The sequence below is a fragment of the Deltaproteobacteria bacterium genome (assembly GCA_016875225.1).
GTDB lineage: Bacteria > Myxococcota_A > UBA9160 > SZUA-336 > SZUA-336 > VGRW01.
Genome location: VGRW01000036.1, coordinates 1 through 17,684 on the forward strand (window position 1 = coordinate 1; position 17,684 = coordinate 17,684).

Annotated in this window: 18 protein-coding genes and 1 pseudogene; 13 read left to right on the plus strand and 6 right to left on the minus strand. The window is 69.4% G+C overall.

What is annotated here, in order from left to right; translation table 11 throughout:
- The coding region (locus FJ108_10300; GenBank protein MBM4336288.1) for a TetR/AcrR family transcriptional regulator at positions 1-617 on the minus strand (617 nt) is incomplete at its 3' end.
- 118 nt (positions 618-735) lie between these two features.
- Here FJ108_10300 and FJ108_10305 point away from each other — a divergent pair.
- Complete coding sequence (locus FJ108_10305) at positions 736-1,614, plus strand: LLM class flavin-dependent oxidoreductase (protein ID MBM4336289.1); 879 nt, start codon at positions 736-738, stop codon at positions 1,612-1,614.
- Here FJ108_10305 and FJ108_10310 read toward each other — a convergent pair.
- Genes FJ108_10310 through FJ108_10320 form a run of 3 tightly spaced genes read right to left on the minus strand, consistent with a single transcriptional unit; the run spans position 1,611 to position 3,610 of the window.
- Complete coding sequence (locus FJ108_10310; GenBank protein MBM4336290.1) at positions 1,611-2,057, minus strand: hypothetical protein; 447 nt, start codon at positions 2,055-2,057, stop codon at positions 1,611-1,613. The two genes, FJ108_10305 and FJ108_10310, sit on opposite strands and share 4 nt — an antisense overlap.
- A 58-nt stretch (positions 2,058-2,115) precedes the next feature.
- Entirely contained in the window at positions 2,116-3,342 is a 1,227-nt protein-coding gene (locus FJ108_10315; protein MBM4336291.1) for a cardiolipin synthase B, read from the minus strand.
- A gap of 4 nt (positions 3,343-3,346) precedes the next feature.
- Positions 3,347-3,610 carry a hypothetical protein gene (locus FJ108_10320; GenBank protein MBM4336292.1) on the minus strand — a complete coding sequence of 88 codons (264 nt, stop codon included), beginning with the start codon at positions 3,608-3,610 and terminating at the stop codon, positions 3,347-3,349.
- A gap of 171 nt (positions 3,611-3,781) precedes the next feature.
- Between FJ108_10320 and FJ108_10325 the strand changes: the two genes are divergently transcribed.
- Genes FJ108_10325 through FJ108_10335 form a run of 3 tightly spaced genes read left to right on the plus strand, consistent with a single transcriptional unit; the run spans position 3,782 to position 7,346 of the window.
- Positions 3,782-4,954, plus strand: coding sequence for a CBS domain-containing protein (locus FJ108_10325; protein ID MBM4336293.1), 1,173 nt, complete (start codon positions 3,782-3,784; stop codon positions 4,952-4,954).
- Entirely contained in the window at positions 4,954-6,348 is a 1,395-nt protein-coding gene (locus tag FJ108_10330) for an MBL fold metallo-hydrolase (protein MBM4336294.1), read from the plus strand. The genes FJ108_10325 and FJ108_10330 overlap by 1 nt, the downstream gene beginning before the upstream one ends.
- Positions 6,345-7,346, plus strand: coding sequence for a potassium channel protein (locus FJ108_10335; GenBank protein MBM4336295.1), 1,002 nt, complete (start codon positions 6,345-6,347; stop codon positions 7,344-7,346). Before FJ108_10330 ends, FJ108_10335 begins: the two co-directional genes overlap by 4 nt.
- A gap of 137 nt (positions 7,347-7,483) precedes the next feature.
- On the opposite strand, the gene FJ108_10340 is transcribed toward FJ108_10335, so the two are convergent.
- Both FJ108_10340 and FJ108_10345 read right to left on the minus strand, forming a co-directional pair.
- The gene (locus tag FJ108_10340; protein ID MBM4336296.1) at positions 7,484-7,981 is read right to left on the minus strand and encodes a helix-turn-helix transcriptional regulator; all 498 of its coding nucleotides are present in this window, start codon (positions 7,979-7,981) and stop codon (positions 7,484-7,486) included.
- A 59-nt stretch (positions 7,982-8,040) separates the two neighbouring features.
- A complete protein-coding gene (locus FJ108_10345; GenBank protein ID MBM4336297.1) occupies positions 8,041-8,742 on the minus strand; it encodes an SDR family NAD(P)-dependent oxidoreductase in 702 nt (233 codons plus the stop codon).
- Positions 8,743-8,852: 110 nt separating this feature from the next.
- Between FJ108_10345 and FJ108_10350 the strand changes: the two are divergent.
- From FJ108_10350 to FJ108_10390, 9 genes and pseudogenes are all read left to right on the plus strand, one after another.
- Positions 8,853-11,097: pseudogene (locus FJ108_10350) on the plus strand (molybdopterin oxidoreductase family protein).
- Between the two features lie 17 nt (positions 11,098-11,114).
- Positions 11,115-11,927: a glutathione S-transferase gene (locus tag FJ108_10355; GenBank protein MBM4336298.1), complete on the plus strand. Its 813-nt coding sequence runs from the start codon at positions 11,115-11,117 to the stop codon at positions 11,925-11,927.
- A gap of 18 nt (positions 11,928-11,945) precedes the next feature.
- A complete protein-coding gene (locus FJ108_10360; protein ID MBM4336299.1) occupies positions 11,946-12,422 on the plus strand; it encodes a nitroreductase family deazaflavin-dependent oxidoreductase in 477 nt (158 codons plus the stop codon).
- 16 nt (positions 12,423-12,438) lie between these two features.
- Positions 12,439-13,053 (plus strand): 2-hydroxychromene-2-carboxylate isomerase, encoded by a 615-nt coding sequence (locus FJ108_10365; GenBank protein MBM4336300.1) that lies wholly within the window; start codon positions 12,439-12,441, stop codon positions 13,051-13,053.
- Positions 13,050-14,054, plus strand: coding sequence for an LLM class flavin-dependent oxidoreductase (locus tag FJ108_10370; GenBank protein ID MBM4336301.1), 1,005 nt, complete (start codon positions 13,050-13,052; stop codon positions 14,052-14,054). The genes FJ108_10365 and FJ108_10370 overlap by 4 nt, the downstream gene beginning before the upstream one ends.
- A 39-nt stretch (positions 14,055-14,093) precedes the next feature.
- On the plus strand, positions 14,094-14,873 hold the full coding sequence (locus FJ108_10375) for a crotonase/enoyl-CoA hydratase family protein (GenBank protein MBM4336302.1): 780 nt from the start codon (positions 14,094-14,096) through the stop codon (positions 14,871-14,873).
- 97 nt (positions 14,874-14,970) lie between these two features.
- A complete protein-coding gene (locus tag FJ108_10380) occupies positions 14,971-15,735 on the plus strand; it encodes an SDR family NAD(P)-dependent oxidoreductase (protein ID MBM4336303.1) in 765 nt (254 codons plus the stop codon).
- Positions 15,736-15,748: 13 nt separating this feature from the next.
- On the plus strand, positions 15,749-16,498 hold the full coding sequence (locus tag FJ108_10385) for an SDR family oxidoreductase (GenBank protein MBM4336304.1): 750 nt from the start codon (positions 15,749-15,751) through the stop codon (positions 16,496-16,498).
- A 63-nt stretch (positions 16,499-16,561) separates the two neighbouring features.
- On the plus strand, positions 16,562-17,542 hold the full coding sequence (locus FJ108_10390) for a nitronate monooxygenase (GenBank protein MBM4336305.1): 981 nt from the start codon (positions 16,562-16,564) through the stop codon (positions 17,540-17,542).
- Positions 17,543-17,684: the final 142 nt, after the last annotated feature.

A 17,684-nucleotide genomic window follows, 5' to 3' on the forward strand; every position in this document is an offset into this window, starting at 1 on the left:
TCCAGAAAGATCGCCGTGTAGGTCTGGGCCACCTGCTCGGGCGACTGCGGGTACGCGTCGCGCTGGTTGAAGACCTGCCGGATGATCAGGTGGTCGACGACCATGCCCAGGAACGCGCGCGCCGCGAGGACCGGGTCGTGCCCGCGAAACGCACCCTCGCGCGCGCGCCGCGCGATGTACCGGGAAAGGAACTCGCGAAGCCGGCGCATCCGCGCCTGGTAGAACGGCTGCGAGAGCTCGTGCCCCTCGAGCGCCGAGTAGAGCAGGAGCCGAAGGAACGACGGATCCGCCTCGACCGTCTCCAGGATCCCGCGCGCCAGCCGCATGAAGACCTGCTCGTCGTCGCCCGCGCGCGCGAACGGCTCGAGCGCCTCGATCGCCTCGGGCAGCGCCATGCGCTCGTCGAGCAGCGCCACGTAGATCGCCTCCTTGCTCGGGAAGTGGCGATAGAGCGCGGCCTCCGTGATCCCGACCGCCGCCGCGACGTCGCGAGTGGTGGTGCCGCGGAAGCCGCAGTTGCTGAAGCAGCGCGCGGCCTCGCGCAGGATCTGCCCGCGGCGCTCGCCCGAGTTCGGGCGCGAGCGCGGGGCGTCGAGTTCGGGGGGCAGGGCAGGCATTAGTAAGTATTTACTAACAGAGCGGATCGCGCGGGGTCAATCGGGGCTCGTGTAGATTGGCGGCGGATCTGGAGGGACGGTGACGGAGCTGCGCATCGGCACGCTAGGCAGCCCTCGCATGCTGCGCAGCCCGGTGGACGAGCGGCGGTCGCTGCTCGCGCGCGCGGCCGACGCGGGCCTCGATCACCTCTTCGTGGCCGACCACGTGAGCTTCTTCGACGGACGCGGAATGGACGGCCTCGTGGACGCCGCCACGCTGCTCGCTTCGCACCCGTCGCTGCGCGTGTACGTCGGGGTGTACCTGCTCGCGCTGCGGCATCCGCTTCCGGTCGCGCGCCAGCTCGCGAGCCTGGCCGAGTCGGCGCCCGGCCGGCTGATCCTCGGCGTGGGCGTCGGCGGCGAGGATCGCCACGAGGTCGAGATCTGCGGCGTCGATCCGAAGACGCGCGGGCGACGCACGGACGAGTCGCTCTCGGTCCTGCGTCCCTTGCTGGCCGGTGAGCTCGTGACCCACCACGGCGAGTTCTTCGACTTCGACGCGGCGCGGATCCTGCCCGCGGCTCGGCGGCCGGTGCCGATCACGATCGGCGGGCGTTCGGACGCGGCCGTGCGCCGTGCGGGCCGCTTCGGCGACGGCTGGCTCGGGGTCTGGTGCTCGCCGAAGCGCTACGCGGAAGTCGTGCGCGAGACGGCGGCGATCGCAGCCGCTGCCGGTCGCGGCCCCGTCGACTGGCACCACGGCCTGCAGGTCTGGACCGCCTGCGATCCGGACCGCGACCTCGCGCGCGCGCGTCTGGCCGCGGCGATGGAGGACATGTACCGCACGCCCTTCGCGCGCTTCGAGCGCTACAGCCCCGCGGGAAGCGCCGCCGAGATCGCCGACTTCCTGGCGCCGTACGTCGACGCCGGCTGCCGCGAGTTCAACGTGATGTGCATCGCCGAGAGCGACGAGCGCGCGATCGACGCGGTCGCCGAGGTGCGGCGCCGGCTGGTCTAGGCGAGCTCTCGTTCCGCCTTCAGAAGCGCCCAGCCGTCGGGCACGCGCCAGGGATCGCGCTGCGTCGGCAGCACCACGCCGTAGCGATCGGGCTGCTCCTCGAGCAGGCTCCAGCCGTGCGCCACCAGCCGCCCGTCCTCGAAGACGACCGGCACGAGCTCGCCGCCGCCGGTCGGCCGGCCCTCTTCGTCATGCGTCGGGTAGCGGAGCATGATGATCCGCACGAACGGCCCCGAGCGCGCGCGGCCGCACATCCAGCCCGCGACGTCGACGGCGAGCGGCCCGCCGCCGTAGATGACCGCTTCGAGCACCGCGCTCTGCATGCTCGGGCTGACCCGCGAGCACGCGGCGGCGACCTCGGCGGACGGCGGGCCAGCAAGAGCCAGCTGCGAGCCGAGCGCCAGAAATGCGGCGACGGCGATCCCGATCGTGCGCGAGCCCATCCGTGTCTCCCCTTGCAGTCGTGACTCCATCGATAGCAAACGACGTGCCCGCTCTCACTCAGACCCAGCGAAGCAGGATCGCGGCCACGCGATCGACCAGCCGCTCGAAGACGCCGCGGCGCGAGAGCGCATCAAGGTCGATGGCGCGTGCCCGCGAGATGTCGGCGTCGATCTGCTCGCGAAGGCGTTTGGCGAGGCCCGGGTCGTCCAGCACCAGGTTCACCTCGTAGCTGTGCTCGAAGCTCTGCCGATCCAGGTTCGAGCTGCCGACGATCGCCCAGCTCTGGTCGAAGCAGGCGAGCTTCGCGTGCATCATCTCGGCGTCGTACTCGTGCACGCGAACGCCGGCTTCGAGCAGCTTCGGCAGCACCGCGCGCGAGGCGCGCCGGAGCGACGGGTGATCCGTGCGGTCGCCCGCGAGCAGCAAGGAGACCCGCACGCCCCGCGCGCTCGCCTCGGCGATCACCTCGAGCACGTTGCGGCCCGGCGCGAAGTAGGGAGAGACGAGACGAACCTCGTCGCGCGCGCCGCGAAGCGCAGAGACGAGCAGATCGCGCGTGCGCCGCCGCCGGTGCGCGGGGCCGTCCGAGAGCACCGCGCAGCGCACGTCGCCCGCGCGCGGCCGTTCGCCCTCGAGCAGCGCGTGCCAGGCGAGCGCCGGGCCGTCGGCGCGGAACCAGCTTTCGAGGAAGACGGCCTCCAGATCGCGCACGCACGGGCCTTCGACGCGGACGTGGGCGTCTCGCCAACCGCCTGCACTGCCGACTCCCGAGAGCCCGTGGACGTACTCGTCGCCGATGTTCAGCCCGCCGGTGAACGCGACCGCGCCATCGACGACGAGGATCTTGCGGTGATCGCGGCGGCGCGGAGCGAAGCGCGGCCAGATGCGCGCGAGCGGGTTGAACGCGACCACGTCGCCGCCCGCGGCGCGCAGAGCGTCGAGCTCGCGCTCGTCGAGGCCGAAGGAGCCGAAGCCGTCGTAGAGCACGCGGACCTCGACGCCCGCGCGGGCGCGCTCCGTGAGCTCGGCGAGGAAGCTCCGGCCGATCGCGTCGGCGCGCAGGATGTAGGTCTCGAGATGGATCCGCAGACGCGCCGTGCAGATGGCCGCGAGCATCGCGGCCAATCCAGCGCGGCCGGTCTCGTAGAGATCGACCCGGTTGCCCTCGGTGAAGCGCAGGCTGCGGTCCCGCATCAGCTCGGCGATCGCCGCCGGGCGCGGAACCAGGCCGTGGCGGCGAAGCGGGGAGCTCAGGCGATTGCGACGGCGCTTTCCCCGCGACACCCGATCAGAGTAGCTTGCGAATGTGGCGGTACGCCTCTTTGATCTCGTCGGCCAGGTTCCGGGCCGCCTCGCCCACGTCGCGGAGCGCGCCCTTCGATTCCCTGCCCACCTGCTCCAGCCGCCCCTCGAGCTTCTGCCAGCTCGCCTCGGCCGCGGCGAAGCGGTCGCGGGCCTCCTTGCCGGCTAGATTGAGCTGCACGCGCAGCTCGTCGCGCAGGGTCTTCAGCGTCTCGATCTCGTCCTCGAAGGCGCGTCGGTTCTCCGCCATCCCTGGTTCTCCTTGCCTGTTCGCTGTACTCGATAGCATCGCGCGTGCCAGCCACGGGCCGGCATCGAGCGGGAATGACTCTTGCGATCTGCGACGCGGTGTCGCGCGAAGGCGGGATTCGTGGCGAATCGTCCCGCCGGGAGGAAGTCTGTGCCAGCAGGAGGTGCCTCGATGCGCTCGCGCGGGATCATGGGCGGGAGCTCGTGGCGGATCGGTCGCGTCTCGGGGATCGACATCGCGATCGACCAGAGCTGGCTGCTGATCTTCCTGCTGATCACCATGTCCGTCTCGACCCAGCTCGCGGAGTCCGCCGCGCAGCCGAGCCCGGCCGCGCGGTGGCTGGCCGCGGCCCTGGTGGCGATCGCGTTCTTCGCCTCGATCGTGCTGCACGAGCTCGGGCACAGCCTGGTGGCGCAGGCGCTCGGCATCCGCGTCCGCTCGATCACGCTCTTCCTGTTCGGCGGGGTCGCGCAGCTCGAGAGCGAGCCGCGAAAGCCCCTGCACGAGATCGCGATCGCGCTCGCCGGACCCGCCATGAGCTTCGCGCTCGGCGGGCTGTTCTGGTGGCTCGGGGGGGCCGCCGGCGAGTCGACCCTCTCGCGCGATGGGCTGCTCTTTCTGGGACGGGTGAACCTGACGCTCGCGGTGTTCAATCTGGCGCCGGGCTTTCCGCTCGATGGCGGGCGCGTGCTCCGCGGCGTGGTCTGGGCCGCGACCGGAAGTTTCGCGCGCGCGACCCGGATCGCGTCGGGCGCGGGCGTGGCGATCGCCGGGCTGCTCATGCTCGGCGGCGTCGGCTTGGTCTTCGCGGCGCGCGATCTCTTCGGCGGGCTCTGGCTGGTCTTCCTGGGCTGGTTCCTGTTCTCCGCGTCGCGAAGCGCGGTGGGCGCGATCGAGGTCGAGCGGATCCTCGGGGCGGTTCGGGTCCGCGACGTGCTCGAGCCGGTCCGACACGCGACCGTGTCGGCCGACGACGGGGTCGCGGCGCTGCTCTCGGCGCAGATCCTGCGCTCGGGCCTGCGCACGCTCTGGGTGGTCGATCCCTCCAGCGATCGCCTGCTCGGGATCGCCACGCTTCGCGAGCTCGCGGGAGTCCCGCCGGAGCGGCGCGCGGAGACGGCGGTCGGAGCCGTGATGCTCCCGGCCGAGCGCGCGACGTCGGTCTCGCCTGGCGACACCGCGCTGGTCGGAATGCAGCGGCTGGCGGCCGCGAACGTGAACCAGCTTCCGGTGCTCGAGTCCGGGCGGCTGGTCGGCGCGCTCACGCGCGAGCGCCTGCTCGGGCTGCTGCAGGCCGGGCTCGTGCTCGGCGAGCCGCGCGCGCCCGGGGCGGCGCGCACGTGATCGCGAGCCTCTCGTTCCTGGGCGCGGTCGGCACGGTCACCGGCAGCCGCTTCCTGGTGCGCGCGGGCGGAAGCTCGGTGCTGGTCGATTGCGGACTCTTCCAGGGGCTGAAGGCGCTGCGCCTGCGCAACTGGGAGCCGCTCGGCGTGGCGCTCGATTCGATCGACGCGGTCGTGGTCACGCACGCGCACATCGATCACATCGGGTATCTGCCGCGCCTGGTGCGCGGCGGCTTTCGCGGGCCGATCTACGCCACGGCGGCGACGATCGACCTCGCCGAGATCATGCTCGCCGACGCCGCGCACCTTCAGGAAGAGGACGCCGAGTACGCCAACCGCAAGGGCTTCTCGAAGCACACCCCGGCGCTTCCGCTCTTCGACACGGAGGACGCGCGCGCGACGCAGAAGCTGTTCCGGGCGCTGCCGCTACACCAGAAGGTGGAGCTCGGGCCCGGGCTCTCGGTGCGGCTGCGCAACGCCGGCCACATCCTCGGCTCCGCCACGGTCGAGCTCGCGATCGGCGGCAAGCGGCCGCACACGGCGGTCTTCTCCGGCGATCTCGGCCGGGTCGATCCGCCGCTCCACTACCCGCCCGAGGGCTACCCCGAGGGCGCCGACACGATCGTGGTCGAGTCGACCTACGGCGACCGCAACCATCCGCCGCGCGAGCAGGTGCTCGCGGAGTTGGCCAAGGTGCTGAAGGGCACCTTCAGGCGCGGCGGATCCGTGCTCGTGCCGTCGTTCGCGATCGACCGCACGCCCGGCCTGCTCTTCGCGCTGCGGGGCTTGATCCGCGCCGGCGAGATCCCGAACGTGCCTGTCTTCGTCGACAGCCCGCTTGCGCTTCGCGGGCTCGAGATCTACCGCGCGCACACGGAGCTCTTCGACGCGGACGTGCGCGCGCTGATCGCGCGCGGCGAGGATCCGTTCGACCCGGGAAGCCTGCGCATCGCAGCGACGTCCGACGAGTCGCGCGCGATCAACGCCTGCCGCTTTCCGTGCGTGATCCTCTCCGCGAGCGGAATGGCGACCGGCGGTCGCGTGCTGCACCACCTGGCGCAGCGCTTGCCGGAGCCGCGCGACACCGTCTTGTTGGTGGGCTTCCAGGCCGAGGGAACGCGCGCGCGCTCGCTCGCGACCGGCGCGAACACCGTGAAGATCCACGGCCGCTACATCGGCGTGCGCGCCGAGGTGAAGACGCTCGACGGCTTCTCCGCGCACGCCGATTCCGCCGAGATCCTCTCCTGGCTGCGCACGTTCGGGCGCGAGCCGCAGACCGTCTTCGTCGCGCACGGCGAGCCGAGCGCGTCCGAGGCACTCGCCGCTTCGATCCGGCGCGAGCTCGGCTTCACCGCGGTGGTGCCGCGCCTCTTCGAGCGGGTCTCGCTCGGATGAGCCGCGCGCTGCACCCGATCATCCGCGCGGTGCTCGGGCTGCTCTCGCTCACCGCGTTCGGGACGCTCGGCTACATGTGGATCGAGGGGCTCGGCCTCCTCGACGCGCTGTACATGACGGTGATCACCATCGCGACCGTCGGTTACGGAGAGGTGCAGCCGCTGCAGCCGGCGGGCCGGATCTTCACGATCGTGTTGATCGTGAGCGCGGCCAGCACGGCCGCCTATCTGTTCGCGCAGATCGCGCAGGCGCTGGTCGAGACCGGCCTGCGCGAGGTGCTTTCGAGGAGAGCCATGGACAAGAAGATCGCCGAGCTCCGCGACCACGTGATCGTCTGCGGCTACGGACGGCTCGGCCAGGTGGTCGCCGAGGAGGTGGCGCGAAACGGGGTTCCGCTCGTGATCGTCGAGAGCGATCCGGCGAAGGAGACGGCGCTTCGCGAGTCGGGCTACGCCTACGTGCTCGGGTCCGCCGCATCCGACGACATCTTGATTCGCGTGGGAATCGCGCGCGCCCGCGCGATCGTCGTCGGCACCGGCTCCGACTCCGACAACGTCTTCATCACGCTCTCCGCGCGCGAGCTGAACCCGAGTCTGCGCATCCACGCCCGCGGCGAGAGCGACACCGCCCTGCGTCGGCTGGAGCAGGCGGGAGCGCACCAGGCGGTCTCGGCCTACCACATGGGCGGCCGGCGGATGGCGAACGCGATCCTGCGCCCAGCGGTGGTCGACTTCCTGGAGATCGCGCGGCCGGGATACGGCGACGAGGTCGATCTGGAGGAGGTCCGCGTCGCCCCCGGCTGCGCGCTCGCGGGCGAGACCGTGCGCGAGCTCGAACGTCGCGCGCCGCGCCTGCGCATCGTCGGGCTGAAGCGCGGCGACGCGCGAATCGAGCTGGTGCCGGACGAGAACACACAGGTCCTCTCCGGCGACCTGCTGGTCGCGATCGGCGACCGCGAGAGCCTGGCGAAGATCGCGCAGCTCGCCGCTCGTCCCTGAGACGAGAGTGCGCGCCGCGTCGTCATTCGCAGGGTCCGGTCGCGGACACCGCGACGACGGCTTCCACGGGTGGATCGGTGTCGGGTACCCGAGTCTGCCCCTACCTCGTTTCGCGGGTCGAAGAGCTGCGAGCGGTATCAGCGGTCCGGCATCCGGTCGCGAGAGAGCATGCGAATCGTCTCGGGCGACGCGCCTGGGCCAGGGACGGTGCGCAAGTCACGGCGCGTGAGCAGAGCCCCCTGCGCGTCGGTGACGCGCAGCTTCGCGATGCGCCGGCCTGTCTTGCGGTCGCGCACGATCACGGGCTCGTTGCCGCGGCCGAAGACCCACTCGTCCGACCACTCGCGCAGCGCCGTAAGCACGGTCAGCAGCGCCTCGCCCTTTGCGGTCAGCCGATACTCGAAGCGCTCGCCGTCGCTGCCGACGTCGACGCGCTCGAAGATGCCGTGCTCGACGAGGTGCGCGAGCCGTGCGGAGAGGATGTTCTTTGCGATGCCTAGGCTGCGCTGGAAGTCTCCGAAGCGGCGCGCGCCGAAGAAGGCGTCGCGCACGATCAGCAGGGTCCACCAATCGCCAAACGCCTCCAAGGCCCGAGCGATCCCGCAGTTCATCCGGTCGAAGCGCTTGCGGCTCATCGAACACGGAATCTAGCGATTGTTGGTTGCATCGGGAGGCCGCGCCGTAGCGCCCGTGGCTACCACGGCTCGCAGAAGGGCCGGACGACCACGTCGAACGCCCAGGTCGAGCGGTCTTGGTGCGCAAGGCTGAACGCAACCTCGGCGATCGCGCTCGGCTTGGCGAAGAAGTCGTCAGGCTTGTCGGGAAATCGCTCGCGCGCCCACGGAACGTCGATCACCGCGTCGATCGCCAGATAGGCGACGTGGACGCCTCTCGGCCCGAGGGCACGAGCCATCGACTCCGCGAGCACGCGCTGAGCCGCCTTCGTCGGCGCGAAGCCAGCGAAGGCGGCTTTGCCGCGGTAGGCGGACGTGTTGCCCGTGACGAGGATCGTGCCCGCGCCCGCGTCGATCATGGCAGGAGCAACGGCGCGGGCAAGGTGCAACAGAGCCATGACGTTGACTGAGAAATTGCCTTGGAGCACCGCGGGTTCGATCTGTTGGAAGTCGCCCCAGGCGCCGCCCACGGCGTTGTGGATGAGGACGTTCACAGGACCGAGCTCGCGTGAGATGCGCGCCGTCGTCGCGGCGACCTGCGCCTCGTCCGCGACGTCGCAAGGGAAAGCGGTCGCGCCAGGCACCTTCTCTGCGAGGTCCTGCAGCCGGCTCTCGGTCCGCGCGAGCATCGCGACTCGATAGCCGCCCTCCGCGAAGCGCCTCACCAGCGCGCTACCGGTACCCGGACCAACCCCGGCGACGAGACAAACTCGATCCGACATGGCGCCCTCCTTCAACCCGGCAGGTCAGGGTCGTGCGTACTCTACGGCTATAGGTTGCATAATGCAACCAGATGATCTACAAGGATCCGAGGAACCCTGGGAGAGAGACGATGTCCGAGTGGAAGTCCACCGCCTGCATCCTGTGCGAGTGCAACTGCGGCATCGAGGTTCAGCTCGGCGGCGATGACGGGCGCCGGTTGGTGAAGGTGCGCGGCGACGACGCGCATCCCGCGTCGCGCGGCTATGCGTGTGAGAAGCCCTCGCGTCTCGACTTCTACCAGAACGGCCCGCACCGACTGACCAAGCCGCTTCGGCGTCGGGCGGATGGCACGTTCGAAGAGATCGACTGGGACACGGCGATCCGCGAGGTGGCGGCGCGCTTTGCGGCGATCCGCGATGAGCACGGCGGCGAGTCGATCTTCTACTACGGAGGCGGCGGACAGGGCAACCACCTGCCCGCCCTGTACGGGCAAGCGACGCGCGCGCTGCTCGGATCCGTGCACACCGCGAACGCGATCTCTCAGGAGAAGACCGGCGAGTTCTGGCTCGCGCGGAAGATGGTCGGCGGCTTCTCGCGCGGCAACTTCGAGCACTGCGAGGTGGGGCTGTTCCTGGGCAAGAACCCGTGGTTCTCGCACGGCATTCCGCACGCCCGCATCACTCTGCGCGAGATCGCGAAGGATCCGAAGCGCTGCCTCATCGTGATCGATCCCCGGCGCACGGAGACCGCTGAGATCGCCGATATCCACCTTCAGGTGAAACCAGGCGGTGACGCTCCTGCTCGCGGCGATGATCGCCGTGATCGTGCAGGAGGAGCTGGTCGAGCGAGACTGGCTCGCACGGCACGTCGACGGCCTCGAGCAGGTGCTGCCGCACTTCACGTCGCTCGACGTCGCAGCACTCGCGGCGAGGAGCGGCGTGCCCGAGGAACGAGTGCGCGCGGCCGCGCGGCGCATCGCGGCGGCAGAGAGCATGGCCACCTTCGAGGACCTCGGTGTGCAGATGAACGTGCACTCGACGCTCGTCTCGTACCTGCACAAGCTGCTCGTGCTTCTGACCGGGAACTTCGGCAAGAAGGGCGCGGAGTACCGGCCGACTACGCTCGTCCCGTTCGCCTTCAACGGCGAAGAGAACGGCACGACACCCGTGACTGGCTCGAGGATCATCGGAGGCCTCACGCCCTGCAACGTGGTCCCCGACGAGATCCTCACGGACCACCCCAAGCGCTTCCGCGCGATGCTGGTCGAGAGCGGCAATCCCGCGCATTCGATTGCGGACGGCCCGCGCATGCGCGAGGCGCTCGCGGCTCTCGATCTCGTCGTGGTGATCGACGTCGCCTTCACCGAGACGGCGCGCCTCGCGGACTACGTGCTGCCGGTCGCGAGCCAGTTCGAGAAGGCCGAGGCCGTCTTCTTCAACTTCGAGTTTCCCAAGAACTACTTCTTTCTGCGCAAGCCGCTGATGGAGCCTTTGGCGGGCCTGTTCTCCGAGGCCGAGCTGCACGCGCGGCTGGCCGAGGCACTCGGCCAGCTCCCGAACGAAGCCGTCGCGACGCTCCGCGAAGCGTGGCTCGAGAGTCGAGTCGCCTTTCGTTCGAAGTTCTTCGAGCTCGTCTCCGAAGACAGGCGGCTGCTCGCCATCGCACCGGTGTTGGCCTATCGGGCGATCGGCGATCTCCTGCCCGAGGGCCTCGCGGAAGGCGCGGCCGTGTGGGTGCTCTTCCAGGTCGTGGCGCCCACGCTCGCAGCGTCGCTCGCGCGCGCGGGATTCAAAGGCTCGCCGTCAGAGGCGGCCGACGCACTCTTCGACGCGCTGCTCGCGAGCAAGAGCGCGATCACGTTCTCGGTCGACGACTGGGAAGAGAGCTTCGCCCGGGTTGCCACGCACAATGGCCGCATTCAGCTCGCGATCCCGGAGCTCTTCGACGAGCTCGACGGCCTCGCGAGCGAGCCGGAGCGAGTGGACGCGGAATTCCCGTTCGTCCTCTCGGCCGGCGAGAGGCGCTCGTTCACCGCGAACACGATCATGCGCAATCCTGATTGGCGGAAGAAGGACCGCGCCGGCGCACTGCGCATGCACCCGGACGATGCGAAGAGCGCCGGCGTCGAGCAGGGGGGGCGCGTGAGGGGCACGACCCGGCGCGGCAGCGCGGAAGTCCAAGTCGAGCTCTCGGATCGGATGCAGCCCGGGCACATCTCGCTGCCGAACGGGCTTGGTCTCGATTTCCCGGATGCGAGCGGCGGGCACGTCGCGACGGGCGTCTCACCGAACGAGCTGACGCGAAGCGAGGATCGCGACTGGGTCGTTGGCACGCCGTGGCACAAGCACACCCCGGCGCGCGTGGAGGCGCAGTGACCACACCCGAGGCAGGAATCGGCGAGTCCGCACGCCCACCGTCCCTCCGCATCTTCTCGTATCTGCCGAGCCCGCGGCTCGCCAAGGCGACGATCGCCGCGCGGCTCTGCGGTGTCACGCTCGACGTGCGCGGCGCGGCGCCGCGCGAGCTCGCGGGCTGGCTGTGGGATTTCGATGCGCGCCCGCTGAACGAGAGCGACGCCTCCGTCGGCACCCAGCGCGACGCTCGCACCGGATTCGCAGGGACGTTGCACAAGACGGATTCGTTTCTCGCCGCGCATCCGTTCGGCACGGTGCCTGCCGCGTTCAGTCCGGACGGGTCGATCGGGGTGTTCGAGTCGAACGCCATCGCGCGCGCGGTCGTGCGCCTCGCGCCGGGGCCCACGCGCCTGTACGGCGACGACGCGTACACGGCGTCGCGGATCGACGCGTTTCTCGACGCGAGCCTCGTGTTCGCGCGCGACGTGCAGGTCTACCTGCTGAGGCTCGCCAACGGCGGTGTGAAGCCGCCGACGCACGAGCGCACGCGCGCGGCCCGCGACGCCTATCTCTCCGGCATCGAGCAAGCGCTCGCGCCAGCGCGCGCGTTCCTTGTCGGCGACGAGCTCACCCTCGCCGACATCGGGTTCGCTGCGGAGCTCGCGCTCTCGACCGTCGAGCGCGCATCGCGGCGCGTGCTCTCCGCTGCGTCTCTCCCGCCGCTCTTCGACGCGTCGCTCCGCGCGACGTTCCCGCGCTCTCTCGCGCACTTCGCGCGGCTGTGCACGCACCCGGCGTTCGCCCCGGACCTCGCCCCCTACCTGGAGAAGCTCGATGCGCGAGATGACTGAATACGAAGGGAGTCACTCATGAGTGAGAAGCAGGAGTTCGAGATGCCCGCGGCGGGAATGCCGAAGTGGATCCGCGACCATGTGGAGCTCTACCTCACCGATCCCGAGAGAGCTCGGCTGTGGGATTCGACCATCGGCGGTGGCCCGGGTCCGCTGCCGACGCTCCTCCTGATCGCGCGGGGAGCGAGGAGCGGGAAGCTGCGGCCGCTGCCGCTCCTCTACCAGGAGATGGATGGGAAGTACTTGCTGATCGGCTCGAAAGGCGGCGCGCCGAACCATCCTGGCTGGTACGTGAACCTGAAGGCGAATCCGGAGTGCGAGATCCGGGTCGGCGCGAAGCGCATGCGCGCCCGAGCGAGAACGGCGAGCGGCGACGAGCGAACGCGAGGCTGGAAGAAGATGGCGGCGATGTATCCGCCGTACGAGAGCTATCAGAAGCAAGCAGGTGCGCGGCAGATCCCGGTCGTGGTTCTCGACCCGATCGGCCCGGCATGAGCAACGGGGTGAGGCCATGGATGTGAGCGTGGAGTTCCACTTCGACTTCGGATCGCCCAACGCCTACCTCGCGCACCTGGTGATTCCGGCGCTCGAGAAGCGCAGCGGTGTGCGCTTCGCCTACGTGCCGGTGCTGTTGGGTGGCGTGTTCAAGGCCACCGGAAACGTCTCGCCGGCGGTGTCGCTGCGCGGGGTCAAGAACAAGCCGGAGTACGAAGCGCTCGAGACGCGCCGCTTCCTCACGAGGCACGGCATCACGCGCTTCACTCCCAACCCGCATTTTCCGGTGAACACGCTCCAGATCATGCGCGGCGCGGTCGCGGCGCAGCGCCTCGGCTGCTTCGAGCGCTACGTCGACGAGGTCTACCGACACATGTGGGCGGACCCGAGGAAGATGGACGAGCCCGAGGTGATTCGCGCCGCGCTGCTCGAATCCGGGCTTCCGGCAGATCCGCTGCTCGAGCGCGCCGCCGATCCCGACGTGAAGCAGGAGCTGATCGCGAACACCGACGGCGCCGTCGCGCGCGGCGTGTTCGGCTCGCCGAGCTTCTTCGTCGCTGGCGAGCTGTTCTTCGGGAAGGACCGCTTGCGCGAGGTCGAGGAAGAGATCGAGGCGCAGAAGCGACGATGAAGCTCGGGACCTCGCTTCGCTTCCTGTACCCGACCGGCGCGCACACCCACGCACTGTTCAAGCAGATGCTGGCGGCGATGCCGCCGGGCGGCTTCATCGAGCGACCGCTCGGCGCGACCGACACGGGTGAGCAGGCGCGCAACGTGCTCGGGGTCGCGGCGGCGGCGCGTGCGGCCGGCCTCGATGGCCTGCTCTACGGCGACAACCACGCGGTGCCCGCGGAGTTCGCGAACTCGTTCGCGCCGATCCCGACACTCGCGCGGCTCATGGCCGTCACCGGCGAGATGCCCGTGGGGCTGGTGCTGCTCGCGCCGTTCTATCACCCGATCGTGCTCGCCGAGCAGATCGGGACGATCGCCGCGTTCGCGACGGCCCCGCTGATCGTGACGCTCGCGAACGGCGGCCGCGCACAGGCCTTCGAAGCGTTCGGGATCCCGATGGCGAGCCGCGCGGCCCGGCTCCAGGAGCTGGTGGCGATCGTGCGCGCGCTGCTCGCCGGAGAGCGCGTCACGTTCCACGGCAAGCACTTCCACCTCGACGGAGTGAGCGTGAGCCCGCTTCCACGCGTTCCCGTCTCTATCTGGATCGCGGGAACCGTACCGGCCGCTGCGGAGCGAGCGGGCCGCATCGGCGACGGGTGGCTGACCGGCCAGAACGCGACGCGCAGCGAGCTCGCGCAGCAGATCGACGTCTATCGCGAGGCCGCGGCGCGCGCCGGCCGTCCTGTGCTGTCGGTGCTGCGGCGCGACATCTACGTCGGTGAGAGCGACGCCGAGGCGGAGGCGACCGTGGGGCGCGTGCTCGCCGAGGGCTATCGCGGCACCGGGATCGAAGAGCTGCTGGTGGGCGGGGCGAAGAGCGTCGCCGAGCAGCTGCGCAGCTATCGCACGCTCGGATTCGAGTACGTGATGGTGCGCCACATCGTTGGCGAGCACGACGCGATGCTTCGCTCGTTCGCACGCATCGGGAGGTCCCTGATGCCCGCGATTCGGGAGCTGTGAACAGGCGCTGCGATAAGCGCGCCCAAAGGAGAGGGACCGATGACCGACTCACCGCAGATCCGCACCGAGGTCGACGGCCGAGTGTTGAAGATCGTCGTCGACAACGTTCGGAAGAAGAATGCGTTCGTGCCCGAGATGATGGTCGCACTAAGCCACGCGCTGACCGAGTTCGATCGCGACGACGAGCTGTGGGTGGCGGTGCTGTGCGCGGCGGGCGAGCACACCACTGCGGGCCTCGACATGACCAAGTTCTTCGGGCCGACCGCGACTCCGGTCGAGTCTCCGGTCGATGCGATCGACCCGTTCGCGCTGAAGCGGCGCACGCTGAAGCCCGTCGTGGCCGTCGTCCAGGGCATCACCTACACGATCGGGATCGAGATGATGCTCGCTGCCGACGTCGTGATCGCGGCGGACAGCGCGCGCTTCTGCCAGATGGAGTCGAAGCGCGGCATCGCGCCGCTCGGCGGCGCGCACTTCCGCTTCCTCACGCGCACTGGCTGGGGCAACGCCATGTACCACCTGATGTTGTGCGACGAGTTCGACGCCCAGCGCGCGCTGCAGATCGGGCTCGTGCAGGAAGTGGTGCCCTACGGAAAACACATCGACCGCGGGATGGAGATCGCGCAGGCGATTGCGAAGAACGCGCCCCTCGGCTTGCGCGCGATGAAGGAGGCGGCGCTGCGCTACATCGCCGCGGACGAAGCGGCGGCCATTGCGGCAATTCCCGCGATCAGCGCGCAGGTCATGGGCACCGAGGACGCGAAGGAGGGCATCCGCTCCTTCGTCGAGCGCCGCGAGGCGCGCTTCTCCGGTCGCTGACCGGGGGGCCTCGAGTGGGCATGACGAGCGATACGGCGCGCGAAGCGCTCCAACCCGACGGATTCGAGCGCCACACTCGCTCGAGGAGAGATCGAACATGAAACCCGTGTGCTTGGTACTGGGAGCTGGTGCGGGCATCGGCGGAACGGTCGCCCGACGCTTCGCTCGAGAGGGCTATCACGCGTGTTTGTGTCGGCGCAGCGACTCGGCGGGACTGGATGCGTTGGTGGACGCGATCAAGAGCGACGGGGGCTCGGCCACCGGCTTTCTCCTGAACGCAATCGAGGAAGGCTCGATCGAGGAACGAATTGCCGCCATCGAGGCCGACATCGGTCCCATCGAAGTCGTCGTCTACAACCTTGGCGCCCAGATCGGCGAGAGAGCGTTGAAGGACACGTCGGCCAAGGCCTTCGAGACGGGCTGGCGTATGGGGACGTTCGGTCTGTTTCGGCTTGCATCGGCCGTGTGCCCGCTGATGCAAGCGCGGGGCAAGGGAACGATCCTCGTGACCTCGTCGACCGCGGCGATGCGTGGGAACGGGGGTCAGCACTCGCACGCCGCGGCCATGGGAGGACGGCGCATGCTCTGCCAGAGCTTGAACGCGGAGTTCGCGTCGAAGGGCATCCACGTCGTCCACATCGTGATCGACGGCGCCGTGGATGCGCCCGACACGCTGGGAAAGATGCTCGGACCGGAGAAGTTCGAACGGCTCCGGGAAACCCGAGGCAGGGAACACGACGGGCTCATGCTTCCCGCGCAGATTTTGGAGACCTACCTCCACCTCGCGAAGCAACACCGATCCACGTGGACGCACGAGCTCGACCTGAGAGCGTTCTCGGATCGTCCATGGTGGAATCATTAGAGGGGCGCGACACATGACGAAAGACGTTGCACTCATCGTGGGAGGGGGCCCGGGCATCAGTGCGAGCTGTGCTCGGCTGTTCGCCAAGAGCGGAATGCAGGTCGCCATCGCCGCCAGGACACCCGACAAACCGGTTCTGCAGAACCTGGAGAGGACGCACGGCGTGCGCCGATACGCGTGCGATGCCAGCGAGCCCGCGGCAGTCGAGCTGCTGTTCCAGAACGTCGCGCGTGACCTCGGGACTCCCCGGCTCGTCGTGCACAACATCGACGGTCGGGTGGCCGGCATATTTCGCAAAGGCATCACCGAGGCCGACCCGAGCATGGCGCTCGAGACGCTTCGAAACTCGGCCTTCAGCGCATTCCTGGTCGGCCAGCAGGCCGCCCGGCTCATGCGCGAGAACGAGCCGGGCGCAAACGGCGCGAAGGGCACGATCATCTTCACGAACGCAAGCGCGGCGCTGAAGGGGTTCGCGACGAGCGGGGCGTTTGCGATGGCGTGCCAGGCCAAGTCGGGACTTGCTCAGAGCATGGCAAGAGAGCTGATGCCCCAGGGCATCCACGTCGCCAACGTGCCGATCGATGCCGCGGTCGGATGGACGCACGACGACGGTACCCGCGCGCACCGTCTGGCAGGAACGGCCGTCGACGACAACATGGCCGACCCGGACTGCATCGCGGAGACCTATCTGCAGCTGCACCGCCAGCATCGCTCGACCTGGGCGTTCGAAGTCGTGCTTCGACCGTGGGTCGAAAAGTGGTGACGACGGAGACTTCAGCGCTTTGCCTGACCGCACGTTCACCGAACTGTCTTCCGGAGGTACGAGATGAGGACCCGCATCACCGAGCTGTTTGGCATCGAGCGGCCGATCATCCAGGGCGGCATGCATTTCGTCGGCTTCGCAGAGCTGGCGGCGGCAGTGGCCAACGCCGGTGGGCTCGGGTTCATCACCGCACTCACCCAGCGCTCGCCGCAGCGGCTCGCTGAAGAGATCGCCAGGTGTCGGACGCTGACGAGCAAGCCGTTCGGCGTGAACCTCACGTTCTTGCCGGCCGTCGTACCGCCCGACTATCCGGGCTACATCCGCGCAATCGTCGATGGAGGTGTGAAGATCGTCGAGACGGCCGGAAACAACCCGCAGAAGTGGCTGCCGGTTCTGAAGGAGGCGGGCGTCAAGGTGATCCACAAGTGCACCTCGGTGCGCCATGCGCTGAAGGCCGAGTCGATCGGCGTCGACGCGCTCAGCATCGACGGCTTCGAGTGCGGCGGGCATCCCGGCGAAGACGACGTCCCGAACTTCATCCTTCTGCCGCGCGCTGCCGACGAGCTCGGGATCCCCTTCGTAGCCTCGGGCGGCATGGCCGACGGTCGGAGCCTCGTGGCGGCGCTCGCCATGGGCGCCGACGGGATGAACATGGGGACTCGCTTCATCGCCACCCAGGAGGCGCCCGTGCACGCGCGGGTGAAGGAGGCGATCGTCGCGGCCAGCGAACTGGACACACGCCTCGTCATGCGTCCGCTGCGCAACACCGAGCGCGTGCTCACCAACGCGGGCGTCGAGCGGCTGCTCGAGAAGGAGCGCGCGCTCGGGTCGACGGTGAAGTTCGAGGACATCGCTCCCGAGGTGTCGGGAGTCTATCCGCGGGTGATGCTGAACGGCGAGATGGATGCGGGCGCGTGGAGCTGCGGCATGGTCGCGGGACTCATCCACGACGTACCCACGGTCCGGGAGCTGCTCGACCGGATCATGGAGGAAGCCGAGACTCTGATCCGCAAGCGTCTCGCGCGAGCCTTGGAAGCCGCGTGACCCCGGAAGGGCGTGCCTCTGTGGCCGTCGACGTTCGATCCGCCCTCGCTCACACAGACTCCATGCCGCAGGACCGTCGACCGACGTAGAACTCCGAGAGGCGCGCTACCATGCGGCGATGAACCGAGACAGGGAGACCCGA

What these genes read in the sequence shown, in the direction of transcription:
- FJ108_10305 (MBM4336289.1), top strand. Translation starts at nt 736, where the DNA reads ATGCTGCGCAGCCCGGTGGACGAGCGGCGGTCGCTGCTCGCGCGCGCG.
- FJ108_10310 (MBM4336290.1), bottom strand. Translation starts at nt 2,057, where the DNA reads ATGGGCTCGCGCACGATCGGGATCGCCGTCGCCGCATTTCTGGCGCTC.
- FJ108_10320 (MBM4336292.1), bottom strand. Translation starts at nt 3,610, where the DNA reads ATGGCGGAGAACCGACGCGCCTTCGAGGACGAGATCGAGACGCTGAAG.
- FJ108_10325 (MBM4336293.1), top strand. Translation starts at nt 3,782, where the DNA reads ATGCGCTCGCGCGGGATCATGGGCGGGAGCTCGTGGCGGATCGGTCGC.
- FJ108_10335 (MBM4336295.1), top strand. Translation starts at nt 6,345, where the DNA reads ATGAGCCGCGCGCTGCACCCGATCATCCGCGCGGTGCTCGGGCTGCTC.
- FJ108_10340 (MBM4336296.1), bottom strand. Translation starts at nt 7,981, where the DNA reads ATGAGCCGCAAGCGCTTCGACCGGATGAACTGCGGGATCGCTCGGGCC.
- FJ108_10345 (MBM4336297.1), bottom strand. Translation starts at nt 8,742, where the DNA reads ATGTCGGATCGAGTTTGTCTCGTCGCCGGGGTTGGTCCGGGTACCGGT.
- FJ108_10360 (MBM4336299.1), top strand. Translation starts at nt 11,946, where the DNA reads ATGAGTGAGAAGCAGGAGTTCGAGATGCCCGCGGCGGGAATGCCGAAG.
- FJ108_10365 (MBM4336300.1), top strand. Translation starts at nt 12,439, where the DNA reads ATGGATGTGAGCGTGGAGTTCCACTTCGACTTCGGATCGCCCAACGCC.
- FJ108_10370 (MBM4336301.1), top strand. Translation starts at nt 13,050, where the DNA reads ATGAAGCTCGGGACCTCGCTTCGCTTCCTGTACCCGACCGGCGCGCAC.
- FJ108_10375 (MBM4336302.1), top strand. Translation starts at nt 14,094, where the DNA reads ATGACCGACTCACCGCAGATCCGCACCGAGGTCGACGGCCGAGTGTTG.
- FJ108_10380 (MBM4336303.1), top strand. Translation starts at nt 14,971, where the DNA reads ATGAAACCCGTGTGCTTGGTACTGGGAGCTGGTGCGGGCATCGGCGGA.
- FJ108_10385 (MBM4336304.1), top strand. Translation starts at nt 15,749, where the DNA reads ATGACGAAAGACGTTGCACTCATCGTGGGAGGGGGCCCGGGCATCAGT.
- FJ108_10390 (MBM4336305.1), top strand. Translation starts at nt 16,562, where the DNA reads ATGAGGACCCGCATCACCGAGCTGTTTGGCATCGAGCGGCCGATCATC.